Here is a 16,931-nt window from a genome sequence, read left to right on the forward strand (position 1 = left end):
TTAGCCTACACCATAGTGCTCTCGCGCGAACTCCGGCGTGATCTTGCCATCGGCAATATCCTCGCGAATGAGCGCAGGATCGCGTCGTTTGGGATCGCCATAGCCGCCGCCGCCGGCCTGCTCGTGGGTGATCAGAGCGCCGTGTGGCACGGTCATCGTCACTTTGCTCGGCAGCGGCGAGGTGTCGGGTCCGACCGTGATGAAGTTGCGCGACATGCCACCGGGTGCACCGCCGGCGAGCCCATAAGGCGCGAACGCAACTCGGTCGCTGCGCAGTTGCAGCAGCGCCTCGTCGGCCAGGATGCGGTACGACCGCTTCACCCCGACGCCGCCACGATGCTGTCCGGCGCCACAGCTGTCCGGCACGAAGGCGTATTCCTCGACCAAGATCGGATGCTCGGCTTCCATCACTTCGACGGGCATATTCGAGAGGTTCTGCGAAGGGTTTGTGATCGCCTCGACGCCGTCCTTGTCAGGCCGACCTCCCCAGGCGCCGCAGATCATGTCGACGATGATGAACGGCTTGCGGTTCTTCCGCAGGCCGCTGATGCAGACGACGCTGTTGCCGCCTTCGCCGGCGGCCGGGACACGATCGGGCACGATTTGCGCGAGTGCGCCGAGCATGGTGTCGAAGATGCGGTAGCCGGTCAGCGCGCGCGCCGCACAGGCGCCGGGCAGGACCGGGTTCAGCACGGACGCCTCGGGCACCTTGACCTTGATGCAGCGGAATACGCCGACATTGTTCGGAATCTCGCGGCTCAATACGCAGCGGACGCTGAGATAGGTGTTGGAGTGCGTGTAGCTTTTTGTCGAGTTGAGGGCGGCTTTCACTTGCTTTGAGGAGCCGGTGTAGTCGACAAGCAGGCTGTCTTCGAGGACGGTGATCGCAACCTTGATGGGAATCGGATCGTCCGAAAAGCCGTCGTTGTCGATGTGGTCGACAAACGTGTAGGTGCCTTTCGGCCAGCGGCGGATCTCGTCGCGCGTGAGCCGCTCGGCATAATCCATCAGTTCCTGCATGTATCGTTCGACCTCGTCGGCGCCGTAGCGATCGAACAGCTTTGTCAGAGCACGTGCGCCGATCTGCGAGGCTGCGAACTGGGCCTGGATGTCGCCCCAGACGCGCTCCGGCACACGGACGTTGATCTTGATCAGCGTCTCCAGCGTTGTGTTGAGCTCGCCGCGATCATAGAGCTTCAGCGGCGGCATGCGGAGGCCTTCCTGATAGATCTCCGTGGAGTCGCTGGCGTTCGATCCCGGCACGCGGCCACCAACGTCGGTATGGTGGCAGATCACCACTGAAAAGGCGCGCCGCTTGCCGCCATGAAAGATCGGCGTGAACATGAAGATATCCGGCAGGTGCATGCCGCCGTGATACGGGTCGTTCATGATGACGACGTCGCCTTCGCTCAGGTCGTCGCCGAATTTCGCCAGCACCGCTTCGATGGCTTCTGGCACCGCGCCAAGGTGCAGCGCGATGGTCTTGGCCTGCGCGATCATCTGGCCGTTGGCATCGCAAAGCGCGGCGGAGAAATCCATCACGTCCTTCACGATCTCCGAGCGCGCGATACGCACCACCGTGTAGGCCATATCGTCGACGATGGAATCGAGGCCGCTCTTGATGACCGCGAAGGTGATAGGGTCGACCTTCATGCGCCGCCTCCCAATTCCATGACGATATTGCCGGTCCGGTCGCGCCAGACCTTGGCGTCGGGTGGGACCACGATGGTCGCATCGAATTCGTCGATGATCAGCGGGCCAGGTTTGGCCGTGGCAGCAACCGCATGACGCGGCACCACCGGGGTATCGACGGAATTCTTGCCACGTTCGAATGACACCTTACGGCTCTTGGCGGACGCCGTGGTCGGCCGTTCGGCGAACGTGAGGGTGGAGAAGTCGAGCCGCAAGGTGCGCAGGCCGCGGCCGATGAGCCTGAGCTTGACGAGCTCGATCGCGGTTTCGTCCTTGTAGCCATAGGTCTTGAGATACTCGGCGACGAAACGGTCGCGCATCATTGCCGGCGCATCCGGCCCGGCTTTGAAGCCGACAGTCAGCTCCGTGGCCTGGCCCTCGTGGCGAAGGTCTGCTTGCCAGACAAGCTCGACGCGATCGTCCGAATAGCCGTCTCGCGCCAGCCGTTCGAGGATCTCGGAAGACAATTCCTTCATCCAGCGTTCGAGGTCCGATGCGATTACGCCATCGAGCGGCACCAGAACCGTCTTGAGGTGCGTGTGCTCGATATCGGCGCCGAGCATGCCAACCGCCGAGAACACGCCTGACAAGGGAGGAACGATCACCCGGCCAATCCCAAGCTGCCGCGCCAGATCTATGGCGTGGATGCCGCCGTTGCCGCCGATCGCGATCAGCGCGAGATCGCGCGGATCGCGGCCGCGCTCGACCGTCACGGCGCGGACCGCGCGGCTCATTGCGGCATTGGCGACCGCGCGGATGCCGTGGGCGGCGTCCTCCACGCTGACGCCGAGCGGTTGGGCGACGTGCTGCTCAATGGCTTTTGCCGACAGTGTCTTGTCGATAGGCAATTGTCCGCCCGCGAGTGCCGTCGGGCTGATGTAGCCGAGCACGACATTGGCGTCGGTGACGGTCGGGCGGTCATTGCCGAGATTGTAGCAGGCGGGCCCCGGGGCAGCGCCGGCCGATTCCGGACCCACCCGGAGCAGTCCGCCTCGGTCGATGCTGGCCAGCGAGCCGCCGCCGGCACCAACCTCCGCGATATCAATGGCAGGCACCTTAAGCATATAGCCGCCTGCCTTGATGAAACGGCTCGATGTGCTGATACCGTCGCGGAATTCGTATTCCGAGGTCATGCTGGGCTGGCCATCCTCAATGATGACGGCCTTGGCGGTCGTGCCTCCCATGTCAAAGACGATGGTGTCCTTCTCGTTCCGAGCGTTGGCGACGCGCAAGCCGCCGACCACGCCGCCCGCTGGCCCGGACGCGACCACCAGAGCCGGCTTCTCACTCGCGGTCGAGGCCGCGACCATGCCGCCATTCGAGGTCATGACCAGGAGAGGGGCGGTGACGCCGATGCGGCGCAGTCCGCCTTCGAGCCGGCTCAAGTATTCGCGCATCTGGCTGAGCAGATAGGCGTTCACCACCGTCGTGCTGGTGCGCTCGTATTCCTTCATTTCCGGCAGCACAGCGTGCGACGCGCAGACGAGGAGGGCTGGGAATTCCCGGCGGATCAATTCCACCGCGCGTTGCTCATGGGCCGGGTTGCGATAGCTGTTGATGAAACAGATTGCGACCGATGAGACGCCGGCTGCCACGAGTTCGCGCGCGGCGGCGACCACGTCCTTCTCGTCGAGCGGCTGCAAGATCGCTCCGTCGGCGGCGATACGCTCTTGCACCTCCAGACGATGGCGGCGGGATACCAGCGGCTGCGGCTTTGACCAGGTGAGGTCGAACATTTCCGGCATTCGGATTCGACCGATCTCAAGAACGTCGCGGAAGCCGCGCGTGGTGATCAGTCCGGTCAGCGCGCCGGCGCGTTGCAGGATGGTGTTGGAGGCAACGGTCGTACCGTGCAGAACCTCGACAACGTCAGCAGGTGGAATAGAAAGTTCGGCAAGCAATGCTCGAAGCCCCTCAATGACCGCCGTGCTAGGGTCTGCAGGGGTGGTGGAAACCTTGCTTTCATGGAGAACGCCGCTATGCGACATCAGCACGATGTCTGTAAAGGTGCCTCCGATGTCGACCGCGACGCGAGTTCGGCTCCCTCTTGCTACAGGCATTTTTCTCGTTCCCAGTCACAAACAGGCGAATTTGGCGGATTGTCACAGACATCAAAACGCTCAATCCATTGCCTTTATTGAACAACTAGTCAATTAGACAGAGACTGCCTGAAATGCGCAGAGGTCAGTTGGCTGCATTGCTTTGCCTCGGATAGCGATCGAGCCCGCCACATCGCGCCAGGTCCAGACGTCTGTATGTCCGCTTGTCGATTCCATTGAGAGCGACAGCCATGCACTGCCGGCTGCATGTAAATATTGAATTTATGGAATATACCATCTTGGCGTGTAGCAGGCGCAGCCAGCTTACGCTGTGGTCGTGCACCCCCCAAAGCTATTTGGAGCGAGGTTTGTCACTGCGCCCCCTCGGCAACCGACGCATCGGACGACGGCGACTGTTTTTGCCGCCGAGCTCCGGCATCCGGGCCTGGCCAGAATTTTGAGAAGGCCGAGATGCCGCGGTGTCGATCTTCATGCAATTGACGCTGCCGGCAGTTGATATATAATATATATATACTTTGCAGAGACTTCGGTGAGATGCGCAAATGGTGCGCGAAAGTCTGTTTGCGACAGAACACATGCGTCACTTCGTGGGCGCTGGTTCAGCTCTTGCGGGTGTTCGCCGTGGAGACTGGAACGCAATGCGGCGTCAGCTAGCAATCGCCGCGCTTATCCCGGGAGACGGCTATGGTCGGATTTAAATTGAACGGTAAGCCCGTCGATGTCGACGCGGCAGGTGACTCTCGTTTGCTCTGGGTTCTTCGCGAGCATTTGAAGCTCACGGGGACCAAATACGGCTGCGGTACCGGCTTGTGCGGAGCATGTATGGTGCATGTCGACGGCAAGCGAGCATTTTCCTGTCAGCTGGCGCTGTCGGAGGTGGCGGGCAAGTCGGTTACGACTATCGAAGGATTGTCGACCGATCGCAGCCATCCGGTTCAGAAGGCTTGGCTTGCGGAGCGCGTTCCGCAATGCGGCTACTGCCAATCGGGGCAGATCATGAGCGCGGCGGCTCTGCTGGCCGAGACGCCGCATCCGACGCGAGACAAGATCGTCGAGCACATGAGCACGAACATCTGCCGCTGCGGCACGTATCCGCGGATAGTTCGCGCGATCGAGCGCGCGGCTCGGGAGGGCTGACCATGAACCAGCACAGCAAAGCTCTCGGACACCGTACCGGGCTCAACCGGCGTGAGGCGCTCGCAACAGCAGCCGGGTTGACCTTCAGCTTGATGCTCCCGGTGGGAAAGGATGAGTCGGCCTTCGGTCAGTCATCCGGCACGATGCAGACGGCCTGGCTCACGATCCGACCGGACGGCATGGTAACGATCGTGTCGCCTGCCGCGGAAATGGGGCAGGGGTCCCGGACGTCGCTGGCCCTCATCATCGCGGAAGAGCTTGATGCGGATTGGAAACGCGTCCAGGTCGAGATGTCGCCGCTGGACGACGCGGTCTACGGTAATCCGCGCTACAAAATCATGTACACGGCCGGCAGCGCCAGCGTGCCAACGTATTTCAAGCCGCTGCGTCTGCATGCGGCACAGGCACGTCGCGTCCTGATCGACAGTGTCGCGGAGAAGTGGGGCGTGCCGGCCGCCGAACTCGCCACCGAGCCGGGCGTCGTCGTTCACAAGCCGTCAGGCCGAAGAATGACCTATGGCGAAATCGCTTCGTTTGCGCGTGTTCCTGCGACCTTACCGACGGTCACCGAGGCCGACCTCAAGCCGGCGACGGATTTCCGCTACATCGGCAAGGATGTGCTGAGGGTCGATGTGCCGTCCAAGGTGGACGGCTCGGCTCAATACGCCATCGACGTGCAGGTGCCGGGGATGCTCTATGGTTCGGTGCTGCGCGCTCCGGTGGAAAGCAGCGGACCGAGCGATTTGGACAAACAAGAAGCGTCCAAAACGCCCGGCGTCGTCGATGTGGTGACGTTGCCCTACGGCATCGGCATCGTGGCGCGCACGCCCGAGGCTGCGTTTGCCGCGAAGGCGAAGCTCAAGGTGAACTGGAGCGCGGTACCAGGAAGTAAGTTCAATTCCGTAGAGGCGCTCGAGCGCTACGCGGAGCGCGCCAAGGATCTGACGGCCGACGGCAAGGCCTGGGATAAGGCAGGCGACGTCGCAGCGATGTCGCAGGCCAAAACCATCGTCGAGGCCGTTTACCGGACCGATTACGCCTATCACGCCCAGATGGAGCCGCTGAACGCTGTGGCGTCCGTTGACGCCGAGGGCAAAGCGGCAGAGGTCTGGTGCGGCACGCAGGCGCCGACCATTGCGCGGGCCGCGGTTGCTCGCGCCCTGAATATCGATGCCGGCAAGGTGGTCCTGCACCCCATGCTTCTGGGCGGCGGCTTCGGCCGGCGCGGACACTATGATGCCGAGTATGTCGTGGACGCGGCCCTTCTGTCGCGCGCGGCGAAAGCGCCGGTCAAGGTGATGTGGACGCGGGAAGACGACATCCGCAACGGTCGCTTCCGCCCAATGACCGCTCACTACCTCAAGGCGGGGCTCGCGGCGGACGGGCAGGTCGTAGCGTGGCGGCATCGGGTGTGCAGCGAGGAAGCGCTGGCTTTCCAAGACGGACCGAGATTCAAGGCACGTAAGGAGACAGCCATTTTCTCGATGCTCGGCACTGAACAACCGAGCTACGAGCTGCCCAACCGGCTGATCGACCACGTGCGCCAGGTCGACGGAATGAGGTTGTCGTCCATGCGCGGGACCGGCAATCCGCCCAATGCTTTCGTGACCGAATCCTTCATGGACGAGCTGGCGCATGCTCACAAAGCTGATCCGATGGAATTTCGGCGCGGCTTGGTGGCCAAGGTGCCCAGGGCGCTGACTGTCCTGGATACCCTGTCCGGCATGTCGCAGTGGCAACGCAAACGATCCCACGGTCGCGGACTTGGCCTCTGTTTCCGCAACGAGGATGGCACGCTGATCGGGATGGTTGCCGAGGTGTCGGTCGACCGCAAGACCGGCGTGGTCAAGGTGTCCAACGTCTGGGCGGTGATCGACGCAGGTCTCGCCGTTCAACCCGACAATATTGCCGCTCAGATCGAAGGGGCCATCGTCTACACCATGGGCGCGGCGCTGTCCGAGCGTGTCACCATCGCAAACGGCACCGTCGAGCAGAGCAACTTCTACGACTACACCGTGCCACGCATGTCAGACGTGCCTGCCATTGAGGTCAAAGTCCTCTCGACGCCGAATCCGCCCAGCGGCATCGGAGAGATGGGGGGCAACGTAACAGGCGCTATCGCCAATGCGGTTGCTGCGGCGACCGGCGCACGCGTCCGGCACATGCCTCTCGTGCCCGAACGTGTATTGGCCGCGATGCGAAGCTGAGGAGCGTCCGTTCCAAGCCTCGATCCGACGGCCTCCGGAGGATCGACTGCGTTGCCGAGCGAGCGCGCCGCGCCATGATCTGACGGGCGCGCATCGCATCGGAAGCGCGGAGCCAATTTGCAAATATATTAGTTAAGTAATATAAATTCGCCTGGCTTGGCGAATGGGAAATCCATGACGTTCGACGAACGGCAGTTCCGCGACGCATTGGACAGTTTGCATCCGGCGTAGCCGGAGTGACCTCGATGGTCGATGGTGTGAAGATGGCGATGATCGTGAGTTCGTTAAACGCGGTCTCGCTGCGTCGTGTCGTTTAAGGAGAAAGCCGGTGATTTACCAGGATCTGCGCGGATTCATTGCCGAGGTCGAGAAGGTAAACTTGCTCCGGCATATTCACGGTGCGCATCCCAACCTTGAAATCGGCGGTATCACCGAAGTTGCGGCGGGCCTGCCGGAATGCCCGGCGCTCCTGTTTGATCGTATCGTCGGATATCCGGCCGGCTTCCGCGTTTTCACCAACCCTGTGAACACGCCGCAGCGCGCAGCCCTGGCCCTTGGGATTGACCCGAAACTGCGCCCGGTCGAAGCGCTGCAGGCCTGGATGAAGAAGCGGCTCAATCTCCAGGTTCACCGGCCCGTGACCGTGAAGGATGCGGCGTTCCTCGAGAACAGCGATAGCGGCGATGCGGTCGATCTTGCGAAATTCCCGGTGCCGGTTTGGCACCGGGCTGACGGCGGGCCCTATATCGGGTCAGGCAGTATCGTCGTGATGCAGGATCCGGATTCGGGCTGGATCAATGCTTCGATCTATCGTGTGCAGGTCCACGGCAAGAACCAAGTAACCGTGCAGTTCGATCATCCGGGGCGACACGGCGCCATCATCGCCAAGAAATATTGGGACAGAGGCAAACCATGTCCGATCGTGGTCGTGAATGGTGAAGATCCGGCTCTGTTCATCGCCGGTTTCGAGTCGCTTCCCTCGGGCTATTCGGAGTTCGATTTCGCAGGGGCCATCAAAGGTGCGCCGGTTGAGCTCTGTCCCGGGCCGAAGACCGGACTTCCGATCCCTGCCCATGCGGAGATCATCCTGGAAGGCATCTTCGAGCCCGCCACTGGCGAGACTCTCATGGAAGGGCCGTTTGGCGAGTTTACGGGCTACTACGCCTCGGAGCGTCGGCCGTTGCCGATCATGAAGGTTCAGGCGGTCCACTATCGCAACGATCCGATCCTTCTTGGGTCGCCGCCGCTCAAACCGCCACGTCATCACTGCGGGTTGCCGTTCCGCGGAGCGGGGATATGGTCGAACCTCGAAAATTCCGGGATCACCGACGTCGTCGGCGTCTGGCAGCACGTCTCGTCCTTGATGACGGTCGTTTCGCTCAAACAGCGTTACGACGGCCACGCCAAGAGAGCCGGGCTGGTCGCCGCCGGCAACGCCTATATGGGCCGCATTGTCGTCGTGGTCGATGAAGACATCGATCCCTCAAACCTCAATGACGTCATGTGGGCAGTGGCGACGCGCAGCGAGCCAGCCGAAACGATCGATATCATCCGGAACGGCTGGAGCTCGACGCTCGATCCGCGTATCCCGCCATGGGAAAAGGAGAGGGGCGTCACGTCGCACTCCAAGATCATCATCAACGCATGCCGACCGTTTTCCTGGATCGGTCAATTCCCCCGAACGACGGCCATGTCGCAGGAAGAAGCACGTGAGGTGGAAGATAAATGGTTGGGCGCCATCACCGGACGAAACGACGTCCCCTGATCCGGTCGCTTGCCGGGATGCGCCGAACTCACTCGATGCTGATGCCAACGGCGCGGGCCACTCTCCATCGCGAGTTTGCGGGCGATAAGATCGCCAAATTTCCGCAGGCGAGCCTGTCTTGACCTCCGTGCTGAGCTCCGACAGGCGGGCACCAATCTCCGGCTGTTCGAAGCTTTCGTCAGCGTAGGATTCATCGCCATCTGAATTTCGCCGGCTGCGAGGGCCGCGAGCATGGGCGCGGTGCCGCCGCAAAGTCAGCGTCGCACAATGCACGAAGGTCACTCCACGCGGATGTTGGACTCGTTCGCGATCTTCTTCAGTTCATCGGTTTCCTGGCGGATATAGCTGCGCAATTGGGCGGCCGGCATGCTCGACACCTGCGCTCCAGCCTTCTCGAGGCGTTCGGTCAGTCCAGGGTCCTTCAGGGCCTCGATCATGTCGGTCTCGATTTTTGCCACGATGGATTGCGGCGTCCCGACCGGCGCGAACAAACCAGTCCAGATCGCCGTCCGGAAATCCTTCAGGACGCCGGTCTCGCTCACGGTCGGAACGTCGGAAGCAAGGCTTGAACGCTGATCCGACGTGATCGCCAGCAATTTGACCTTCCCGGAATCGATAACCGGCAGCAGAGACGAGAGCGACACCGCCGAAACGGACACGTCGCCGGACATCAAAGCGGTGGCGGCAGGCGCTCCACCCCGATAGGGAACATGAAGCAGCTTGATTCCGGCCGCAGCGGCGAATTGCTCGGTCGCCATGTGGCTCGAACTGCCAAGACCAGCCGAGGAATAGGACAGCGCACCAGGCTTCGCCTTGGCGGCCGCCACCAGTTCCGCCAGAGACGCAATCCCGGTGCTCAGATTGGCGCTCCACACGAAGGGAGTCGACGTGGCCATCGCAATCGGCAGCAGATCCTTCTGTGCGTCGTATTTGGGCTTGGAAAAAACCGCCGCGTTGATGGTGATCTCGCCATTGGTGGCCATGAGAAGCGTGTAGCCGTCCGGCGTTGACCGGATAACGGCCTCGACTCCGATAACACCGCCTGCGCCCGGTCGATTTTCGATCAACACCTGCTGTCCCCATTTTGCCGACAGCTGCTGACCGATGACGCGCGCTGCCAGGTCTGTCACCCCGCCAGGTGCGAATGGGACAACAAGTCGCACGACGCGATCGGGGAATGTCTGGGCGGCAGCGGCTGTGCTGATGAGGGCAAGGCCGAGTACGAGAGCTTTGAGGATCAGGCCGTTCATGGTGTGCCTCCGAATTCGGCAGTTGGGACGGTCTCGTGGATGCTAACTGAAATAAGATAAAAAATATAGCTATCTGTAATATGCGATATATTATGGGGAATGCCGCGGAGGAGGTCGTCGTGAGAGTTCGAATCTTGATGTCGAAAACATCGTCGATCGGTCGACAACGCACGGCGCGCGGTTGTGTCCTCCGCTGCGCGTCGGCCCTTATGGCAGCGTTGCTGGGTTGCCTGGTTGCACTCAACAGCTCCGATGCCGCGACGGACTATCCCACGCGTACTGTCAGGATCATCATCCCGTTTTCCGCAGGTGGCGCCCCGGACATCGTGATGCGCGTTGTTGCGCAGGCCTTGAGCGAGAAATGGAAGCAATCCGTCGTCATCGAAAATCGCCCCGGCGCGAACACGTTCACGGGCACGACGGCGGTGGCGCGAAGTGAACCGGACGGATACACCCTTCTCTTCACCGCGGACGGGACCTTCATCCTCAATCCGCTGCTGTACGCCTCGCTCCCGTATACGATGAACGAGTTGGCTCCGCTCAGCCTGATTGCGACCACGCCTCACGTATTCGCGGTCAGCGGCAAGGTTCAAGCGCAAAGCTTGCGCGAGTTCATTGCGTTCGCCAAAGCCAATCCGGGAAAGATGACCTTCGGCTCGACAGGATCCGGCAGCATCCAGCGTCTGGCCTTCGAGTTCTTTTCGCGTCTGTCGGGCGTCGAGCTTGTGCACGTGCCCTACCGCGGCGCGAACGAGACGGCGACCGCCCTGGTTGCCGGCGAAATAGACGCGTCCATAAACGGCGCTGCCACGGTGCTGCCGCACGTCGGGCAGAACGGCGTACGAGCATTGGCGATCACCACCAAGCGGCGGTCCGAACTGGCGCCGGATCTGCCGACCATGGAGGAGGCGGGGGTACCGGGTTTCAGTTCGCAAGGCGCTTTCGGCTTGCTCGCGCCGGCGGGAGTCCCACAGGACATCAGGGAGAAGCTCGAGGCAGACTTGGCGGAAGTTTTGCAGAGGCCGGAAATGCAAAGCGTGCTGGCAACGCGATATTTCGAGAAAGCTTCGCTGGGCCCGGTCGAATTTCAGAAGGTGATTGCTGAGGAGAGCGCCAAATGGCGTTCCGTCATCGAGGACAAGAAGATCAAAGGCGATTGACGGAGACGATCTCGCCTATCGCGAAGGGCGAGGATTCATGCGGCGGATCGCCGCGCTTGTTTGACAGGGGACAGGCTCGGCTCGAGATTGAAAACGCGCTGAGCGTTACCGCCCAGAATATTGCGTTTGTCCTGCTCGGTCAGGAACGGCAAGTCATAGATGGTGCTGGGCAGGTCCATGTCCCAATGAGGATAGTCGGACGAATACAGCAGCTGCGTCCGCGCATTGATCATCTCGAAGGTCACCTCGAGCGCTTTGCGGTTGTTCACCATCTCCATGGGCTGCGAGGTGAAATACATCTCGCGCATATAGTCGCTCGGTTTCCGCTTGAGCAGCGGGGCGTCGGACGTCCGCATCATGAACTCGTTGTCCAGGCGCTGCATCAGGAAGGGCAGCCATGCGAGCCCGCTTTCGATCCATATGGTCTTCAGCTTGGGAAACCGCTCCGGCATGCCGTTCACCAGCCAGTTCGTCATGTAGAGCATATTGCACCACGAGAAACCGAGGCTGTGCACAGCGATGAACCGATTGGTGAGCGACAGGCTCTGCTCGCTCCAATTGAACGCTGCATGAAAGCCGAGCGGCATTCCGCGCTCCTGCAATGAAGAATAAATCTTCATGTAGGGGTTCTCGAAATTGGATTTGTAGGTCGTTGCCGTGACCATGAAGCCGACGACACCCTTGCGATCGCCAAACTCGTCGATCATGCGCAGACACATGTCGGGATCATAAAACGGCAGATAGAGCATCGATTTCAGCCGCGGGTTCTCGGCTAGCACCTTGTCGCAAAGCCACCTGTTGTAGGCTAGTGCGATACCGCTGACCTCTTCCCGCCGCGGGCAGCTCGCAAGATTGAGCATCGGGGTCGGAAACATGACGGCGGTATCGACGCCCATCGAATCCATCCACCGCTCCATCAAGGTGATATCGCGGTGCGGCGTCGGTGGGACCTTTTCCTTGCCGCGCATGGGATAGCGGGTAATGCGGCCGCCGTTGCCTTGATAGAGCGCATTGTCCGAGACGATGCCGCCAAGAGACATGCCCTGAACCCTGGCTTCGTGGCGCAGAATCGGGTTCTCGATGAATTCGGCAATCTCCTTGAAGGCCTCTTGCTCGTAGTGGTGGGAATCCGTGTCGACGATGAAGAAGTCATCGTATTTGCGGTCTTTCGCCTGCTGCGCGGCGTTGCGAAGGAGCGTCCTGGTGTCGAACTCTTCGTTCGCCAGATCGCGAAAGCTGTGGATGTCGTTTGTCATGGTTGCTCCTCGCGCAGGCGGGACGGAATTCGGATTTCGCGGAACGACGGCGAGCGGCTCATGCAACGATGTAGACTTGGCCATCGCGTCGTACCACGTCGTACTTTTTGAGCCGCAGGCTCTTGTCACAGACGTGAGTGCCATCGGAGAGATGAAACTCGTAGCTGTGCCAGGGGCAGATGATGTGGATGTCGGCCTCGTCGTAGTTCTGGCCGAGGTAGACGCCGCCTTCGCCGATGACGTCGACAACCTGAGGTAACTGGACGCCTTCGCAGGCTGGCCCGCCCTGGTGCGGACAGAAATTCCGATAGGCGAAGTATTGACCGCCCCGATAGAACACGCCGATTTCGTCGGTCGTCGTCTGGACGATGCGAACCCCGCCTTCGGCTATCTCGCCTTCGCGGCAAACCAGAAGCTCGGTCATGCTCATTCCTATATAATATACTATGTTTTATAGTATACAGACCGAGATGATCCGTCAAATTGGACTGGGGCAGAGCGATCGCGAGCAGCGCGAAGCGGTCATCAATCGATCATTTCAGACGTCGGTTGATAGCAGGGACTTCGGGAGGTGTATGGCCCGACGGGAGATGGACTGGCCGCGAAAAAGCATATAGAATATATCTATCGGAACCAGTCGTCGAGTTTTTCGAGGAAATTGCCAATGGATACGGCCACACCTGCAGCTTCTCTCGCGCCCCGCACGTCGAACCAGCAATCCGCTGCCGAAGCGATCATCGACGCGCTCGTCGAGGAAGGCGTCAAGGCGGTCTTCGGGATGACCGGAGATACGGTGCTTCCCCTGCTCGACGCGCTCTATGGGCGCAGCACAAAGATCCGCTATGTAACGACGAAATTCGAGATGAGCACCGCCGCCATGGCGGACGGATACTCACGTGCGACCGGAGAGATCGGCTGCGCGCTCTTCCACGTCGGACCGAGCGTTTCCAATGCGGTGCTTGGCACCTGGTCGGCCCAGAAGGACAACGTCCCGCTGCTGATCCTGTCGGCGAATCTTGACCGCTTCCGGCTCGGCCGCGACATTTGGCACGAATTCGACGTCAACGGCGTGTTTTCTCGTTTCACCAAGCGCAGCGATCAGATGATCGAGGCCAAGGATGCCCGCCGCTTGATGCGCACCGCGATGCAGGTGGCGAAGTCCGGGCTACCGGGCGCCGTGCACATCGATTTTCCCAAGGATCTGCTGCCGCAGCCGGTGGACGTGGAAACCTTCGACCTGTCCCTGCGGGGTGGGGCCCATTCCGACTACGTTTCGAACGCCACACGGCCGGATGCGGAGGCGGTCGATCGCGCGCTGGCGCTGCTGCAATCGGCGAAGCGCCCGATCATCATCGCGGGACGCGGCGTCACCTGGTCGCGCGCCTCAAAGCTGGTGGTGCGCCTGGCGGAGGCGCTGTCCATTCCGGTGATCACCACCGAGATGGGGCGCGGCTCGATACCGGAGCATCACCCGCTGTCCGGCGGTTTGGTGGGGCACTTCGGCCTGTCGACCGCGAATTCGCTGCTGACGGATGCCGACGTGGTGCTGGGCCTCGGCTGCCAGTTCCGCAACGTCAATACACTCAACTGGCAGCTCATCAACCCGGACGCTCGCATCATCCAGGTCGAACCGGATCCGCTCGAGATCGGCCGTCAATACGCCGTGGCCGTCGGCGTGCACGCCGATGCGGGTTTGTTTCTCAAGGATCTGCTGGAACGCATCGCCGGCAAGGGGATCAAGCGGGCCGACCCCGCGATTGCCCAGGACATTGCCAGGCGCAAGAAGGATGAGAAGGCGCGCTACTACGACGCCGATCTCGAATCCACGCCGATCAAGCCGCAGCTCATCACCAAGGTGTTGGAGAAGATCGCGCCGCGTGATGCGATCTACGTGGTGGGTTCTGGTCACCACACCCATTTCGCAAACTACATTCAGGTGAGCGAACCGGACCAATACCACTGGTGTGTCGGATCCGGCACGATGGCGTGGGCGTTCCCGGCAGCGCTCGGCATCAAGCTCGCGCGGCCGGATCGCAAGGTCATCGTTCCGATCGGCGACGGCGATTTCGGAATGAATGCGCAGGAGATCGAGACCTCGGTCCGCGAAAAGCTGCCCGTGACCGTGGTGATCTACAACGACGTGAGCTTCGGCGCGTTACGCATCTTCCAGAAGATGCAGCACGCAGGCCGCTACATCGGCTCCAATGTCGGAGAAACGGACTGGGTGAAGCTTGCGGAAGCCTATGGAGCCAACGGCGTCCGTGTTGATCGCCCGGCAGACCTCGAGGGTGCCTTGAAACGGGCGATCGCATCCGACGTGACAACGATTGTCGATGTCAGGATCGATCCTTGGGAGCTTGCCCATCGGACTCCCGAATTCAAGGAATTCCACCGCTTCTGATACCGGGATATTGAGCCAATCCATGCCGTCACCTCTCGCAGGCATCAAAGTCGTCGAAGCCACGACCATGATCACCGGGCCGCTGGCCGGCATGCTGCTGGCCGATCTCGGCGCGGAGGTCGTGAAGCTGGAGAATCCGAACGGAGGCGATCCATTCCGTACATTTCGCGGAAAGGATCACTCGCCTCATTTCCTGTCCTACAACAGGAACAAGAAGAGCATCGCGCTCGATATCCGGAGCGAGCAGGGCAAGGACGTGCTGCTCCGGCTGATCCGGAAAGCGGACGTGTTCATCGAGAATTTCCGGCCAGGGGTCATGGAGCGACTGGGATTAGGCCGCGCCATCCTCATGAAGGAAAATCCGAGATTGATCTGTTGCGCGATCAGCGGTTTCGGAGCGACCGGGCCCTACAAGGACCGGCCTGCCTATGACGCCGTGGCGCAGGCGCTTGCCGGCACGTCATCGCTCTTCTTTCACGGGGATCCCGTGATCACCGGGCCGTCCATCTCCGACAACCTGACCGGGATGTACGCGAGCCAGGGCATCCTTGCGGCGTTGGTCGAGCGCGGCACGACGGGGCGCGGGCGAACTGTCGACGTCAACATGCTCGAAGCGACGATGGCCTTCATGCCCGACCCGTTTCTGGCGCATACCATGCTCGGCTTGCCGGCCGAACCGCTCATGCGCTCGCGCGCATCGCAATCCTACGCGTTGCGTTGCTCCGATGAGAAACTTGTATCGATCCACATGTCGTCACAGGAGAAATTCTGGATGGCGGTGTTGGAGGCATTCGGCGTCCGGAATCTTGCGACTGATCCTCGTTTCAACAACCGGGCCGGCCGCGTCGACAACTACCTTGAATTGGCTCAGGAGCTGCAAAAGGTCGCCGAGACCGCGCCGCGCAACCATTGGATGGAGCGTCTGGAAGCCAACGACGTGCCGCACGCGCCGGTCAATTCTCTGCCGGAGGTGATGACGGATCCGCAGGTGCAGCATCTCGGCTCGTTTTATGAGATGCGTCATCCGGTACGCGGCGCGTATCAGGCCATACGACGACCGGTATACTTCGATGGTTCTCGGGACGATCAGGCGCTCGATCTGCCACCCAATCTGAATGCAGATGGTGAGCGCATCCTCCGCGATCTCGGTTATGGCGAATCCGAGATTGAAAGCTGGCGTCGACACAACGAGCAAGTGGCCGCCAGCAAGGCGAAGTAACAGCCGATCGACTATTCGGGGTCGCGATACTCGATCTCGCCCGCGAACTCCATAAAGGCCGGAGAGACCGGTTGGCTCGATTCCTCGACCGTATGGGCCACCAAACCGGCCGCGCGGCTGACGACCGCGAGCCCCCGCATCGCGGCCGCGGGAAAGCCCAGTTCGCACAATAGCGCCCCAAGCGCTCCGGTGACGTTCAGCGTCAGATGTTTTCCGGACACGCGGTCAATTTCCTCGCTCAGGATGTGGACCAGCGCCATGTAGGGGCCATCGATCCCGTGCTCGCGCGCAATTTCCATCAGGCGCAATGTTCGGGGATCGGTCGGATTGTAGTATGGGTGTCCGAAGCCAGGCAGGCGTTTCTTGGCTTTCGCGGCATTTTCGACGGTCTCACGCGCCCAGACGCGGGGCTCCTTTCCCGACGCCACGCCTTCGAGCAGCAGCGAGCCCATGCCGGTCATCGTGCCGACGAACTTCTCTCCGATCATCATGGTGCCTGCGGCAATTCCGATCTGTGCCTGTCCGGGCAGGGAATCGGCGATCAGGCGTGCGACGATGGCCGTGGGCGTGATGCCATGGTCCATGAGCACGATCATGCAGGCGTCCATCAACGGCAGTTTGCGGCGCTCGATGTCCTTGCCTGTAACGATGAAATAAAATGCCTCGGAGAACGTCATCTTTCCGAGAATATCCGTCAGAACGTTTCGACCTCGCATCACCAAGCGGGACACGTCGGAGGTCGGGCTGCCGATACGGGTGACAGGAGGAGCCATGGTGGGAGGCC

General features: G+C 61.2%; 12 protein-coding genes. 6 read left to right on the plus strand and 6 right to left on the minus strand.

Annotation, left to right across the window (positions count from 1 at the left end; all coding sequences use genetic code 11):
* Both RHPLAN_RS16380 and RHPLAN_RS16385 read right to left on the minus strand, forming a co-directional pair.
* The gene (locus RHPLAN_RS16380; protein ID WP_068019920.1) at nucleotides 1-1,653 is read right to left on the minus strand and encodes a hydantoinase B/oxoprolinase family protein; all 1,653 of its coding nucleotides are present in this window, start codon (nucleotides 1,651-1,653) and stop codon (nucleotides 1-3) included.
* Nucleotides 1,650-3,752 carry a hydantoinase/oxoprolinase family protein gene (locus tag RHPLAN_RS16385; protein ID WP_068019922.1) on the minus strand — a complete coding sequence of 701 codons (2,103 nt, stop codon included), beginning with the start codon at nucleotides 3,750-3,752 and terminating at the stop codon, nucleotides 1,650-1,652. The genes RHPLAN_RS16380 and RHPLAN_RS16385 overlap by 4 nt, the downstream gene beginning before the upstream one ends.
* Nucleotides 3,753-4,436: 684 nt before the next feature.
* Between RHPLAN_RS16385 and RHPLAN_RS16390 the strand changes: the two genes are divergently transcribed.
* The 3 genes from RHPLAN_RS16390 to RHPLAN_RS16400 all read left to right on the plus strand — a co-directional run bounded on the left by RHPLAN_RS16390 (nucleotide 4,437) and on the right by RHPLAN_RS16400 (nucleotide 8,861).
* Nucleotides 4,437-4,889, plus strand: a complete 453-nt coding sequence (locus RHPLAN_RS16390) for a (2Fe-2S)-binding protein (protein ID WP_068019924.1) — start codon at nucleotides 4,437-4,439, stop codon at nucleotides 4,887-4,889.
* A 2-nt stretch (nucleotides 4,890-4,891) separates the two neighbouring features.
* Entirely contained in the window at nucleotides 4,892-7,096 is a 2,205-nt protein-coding gene (locus RHPLAN_RS16395) for a xanthine dehydrogenase family protein molybdopterin-binding subunit (protein ID WP_068019926.1), read from the plus strand.
* A gap of 328 nt (nucleotides 7,097-7,424) precedes the next feature.
* The gene (locus tag RHPLAN_RS16400; protein WP_068019928.1) at nucleotides 7,425-8,861 is read left to right on the plus strand and encodes a UbiD family decarboxylase; all 1,437 of its coding nucleotides are present in this window, start codon (nucleotides 7,425-7,427) and stop codon (nucleotides 8,859-8,861) included.
* A 278-nt stretch (nucleotides 8,862-9,139) separates the two neighbouring features.
* On the opposite strand, the gene RHPLAN_RS16405 is transcribed toward RHPLAN_RS16400, so the two are convergent.
* Entirely contained in the window at nucleotides 9,140-10,111 is a 972-nt protein-coding gene (locus RHPLAN_RS16405) for a Bug family tripartite tricarboxylate transporter substrate binding protein (protein ID WP_068019930.1), read from the minus strand.
* A gap of 209 nt (nucleotides 10,112-10,320) precedes the next feature.
* On the opposite strand from RHPLAN_RS16405, the gene RHPLAN_RS16410 reads away from it, so the two are divergent.
* Nucleotides 10,321-11,271: a Bug family tripartite tricarboxylate transporter substrate binding protein gene (locus RHPLAN_RS16410; RefSeq protein WP_068019932.1), complete on the plus strand. Its 951-nt coding sequence runs from the start codon at nucleotides 10,321-10,323 to the stop codon at nucleotides 11,269-11,271.
* A gap of 35 nt (nucleotides 11,272-11,306) precedes the next feature.
* On the opposite strand, the gene RHPLAN_RS16415 is transcribed toward RHPLAN_RS16410, so the two are convergent.
* Complete coding sequence (locus RHPLAN_RS16415) at nucleotides 11,307-12,527, minus strand: amidohydrolase family protein (RefSeq protein ID WP_068019933.1); 1,221 nt, start codon at nucleotides 12,525-12,527, stop codon at nucleotides 11,307-11,309.
* Between the two features lie 58 nt (nucleotides 12,528-12,585).
* Nucleotides 12,586-12,951, minus strand: coding sequence for a Rieske (2Fe-2S) protein (locus tag RHPLAN_RS16420; RefSeq protein WP_068019935.1), 366 nt, complete (start codon nucleotides 12,949-12,951; stop codon nucleotides 12,586-12,588).
* Between the two features lie 240 nt (nucleotides 12,952-13,191).
* On the opposite strand from RHPLAN_RS16420, the gene RHPLAN_RS16425 reads away from it, so the two are divergent.
* On the plus strand, nucleotides 13,192-14,928 hold the full coding sequence (locus RHPLAN_RS16425; RefSeq protein ID WP_068019937.1) for a thiamine pyrophosphate-binding protein: 1,737 nt from the start codon (nucleotides 13,192-13,194) through the stop codon (nucleotides 14,926-14,928).
* A 22-nt stretch (nucleotides 14,929-14,950) separates the two neighbouring features.
* Complete coding sequence (locus RHPLAN_RS16430; RefSeq protein WP_068019939.1) at nucleotides 14,951-16,147, plus strand: CaiB/BaiF CoA transferase family protein; 1,197 nt, start codon at nucleotides 14,951-14,953, stop codon at nucleotides 16,145-16,147.
* A gap of 11 nt (nucleotides 16,148-16,158) precedes the next feature.
* On the opposite strand, the gene RHPLAN_RS16435 is transcribed toward RHPLAN_RS16430, so the two are convergent.
* Nucleotides 16,159-16,920, minus strand: a complete 762-nt coding sequence (locus tag RHPLAN_RS16435) for a citryl-CoA lyase (protein WP_068019940.1) — start codon at nucleotides 16,918-16,920, stop codon at nucleotides 16,159-16,161.
* Nucleotides 16,921-16,931: the final 11 nt, after the last annotated feature.

The organism is Rhodoplanes sp. Z2-YC6860, assembly GCF_001579845.1.
GTDB lineage: Bacteria > Pseudomonadota > Alphaproteobacteria > Rhizobiales > Xanthobacteraceae > Z2-YC6860.

What these genes read in the sequence shown, in the direction of transcription:
- RHPLAN_RS16390 (WP_068019924.1), top strand. Translation starts at nt 4,437, where the DNA reads ATGGTCGGATTTAAATTGAACGGTAAGCCCGTCGATGTCGACGCGGCA.
- RHPLAN_RS16380 (WP_068019920.1), bottom strand. Translation starts at nt 1,653, where the DNA reads ATGAAGGTCGACCCTATCACCTTCGCGGTCATCAAGAGCGGCCTCGAT.
- RHPLAN_RS16405 (WP_068019930.1), bottom strand. Translation starts at nt 10,111, where the DNA reads ATGAACGGCCTGATCCTCAAAGCTCTCGTACTCGGCCTTGCCCTCATC.
- RHPLAN_RS16395 (WP_068019926.1), top strand. Translation starts at nt 4,892, where the DNA reads ATGAACCAGCACAGCAAAGCTCTCGGACACCGTACCGGGCTCAACCGG.
- RHPLAN_RS16410 (WP_068019932.1), top strand. Translation starts at nt 10,321, where the DNA reads ATGGCAGCGTTGCTGGGTTGCCTGGTTGCACTCAACAGCTCCGATGCC.
- RHPLAN_RS16420 (WP_068019935.1), bottom strand. Translation starts at nt 12,951, where the DNA reads ATGACCGAGCTTCTGGTTTGCCGCGAAGGCGAGATAGCCGAAGGCGGG.
- RHPLAN_RS16385 (WP_068019922.1), bottom strand. Translation starts at nt 3,752, where the DNA reads ATGCCTGTAGCAAGAGGGAGCCGAACTCGCGTCGCGGTCGACATCGGA.
- RHPLAN_RS16435 (WP_068019940.1), bottom strand. Translation starts at nt 16,920, where the DNA reads ATGGCTCCTCCTGTCACCCGTATCGGCAGCCCGACCTCCGACGTGTCC.
- RHPLAN_RS16415 (WP_068019933.1), bottom strand. Translation starts at nt 12,527, where the DNA reads ATGACAAACGACATCCACAGCTTTCGCGATCTGGCGAACGAAGAGTTC.
- RHPLAN_RS16425 (WP_068019937.1), top strand. Translation starts at nt 13,192, where the DNA reads ATGGATACGGCCACACCTGCAGCTTCTCTCGCGCCCCGCACGTCGAAC.
- RHPLAN_RS16430 (WP_068019939.1), top strand. Translation starts at nt 14,951, where the DNA reads ATGCCGTCACCTCTCGCAGGCATCAAAGTCGTCGAAGCCACGACCATG.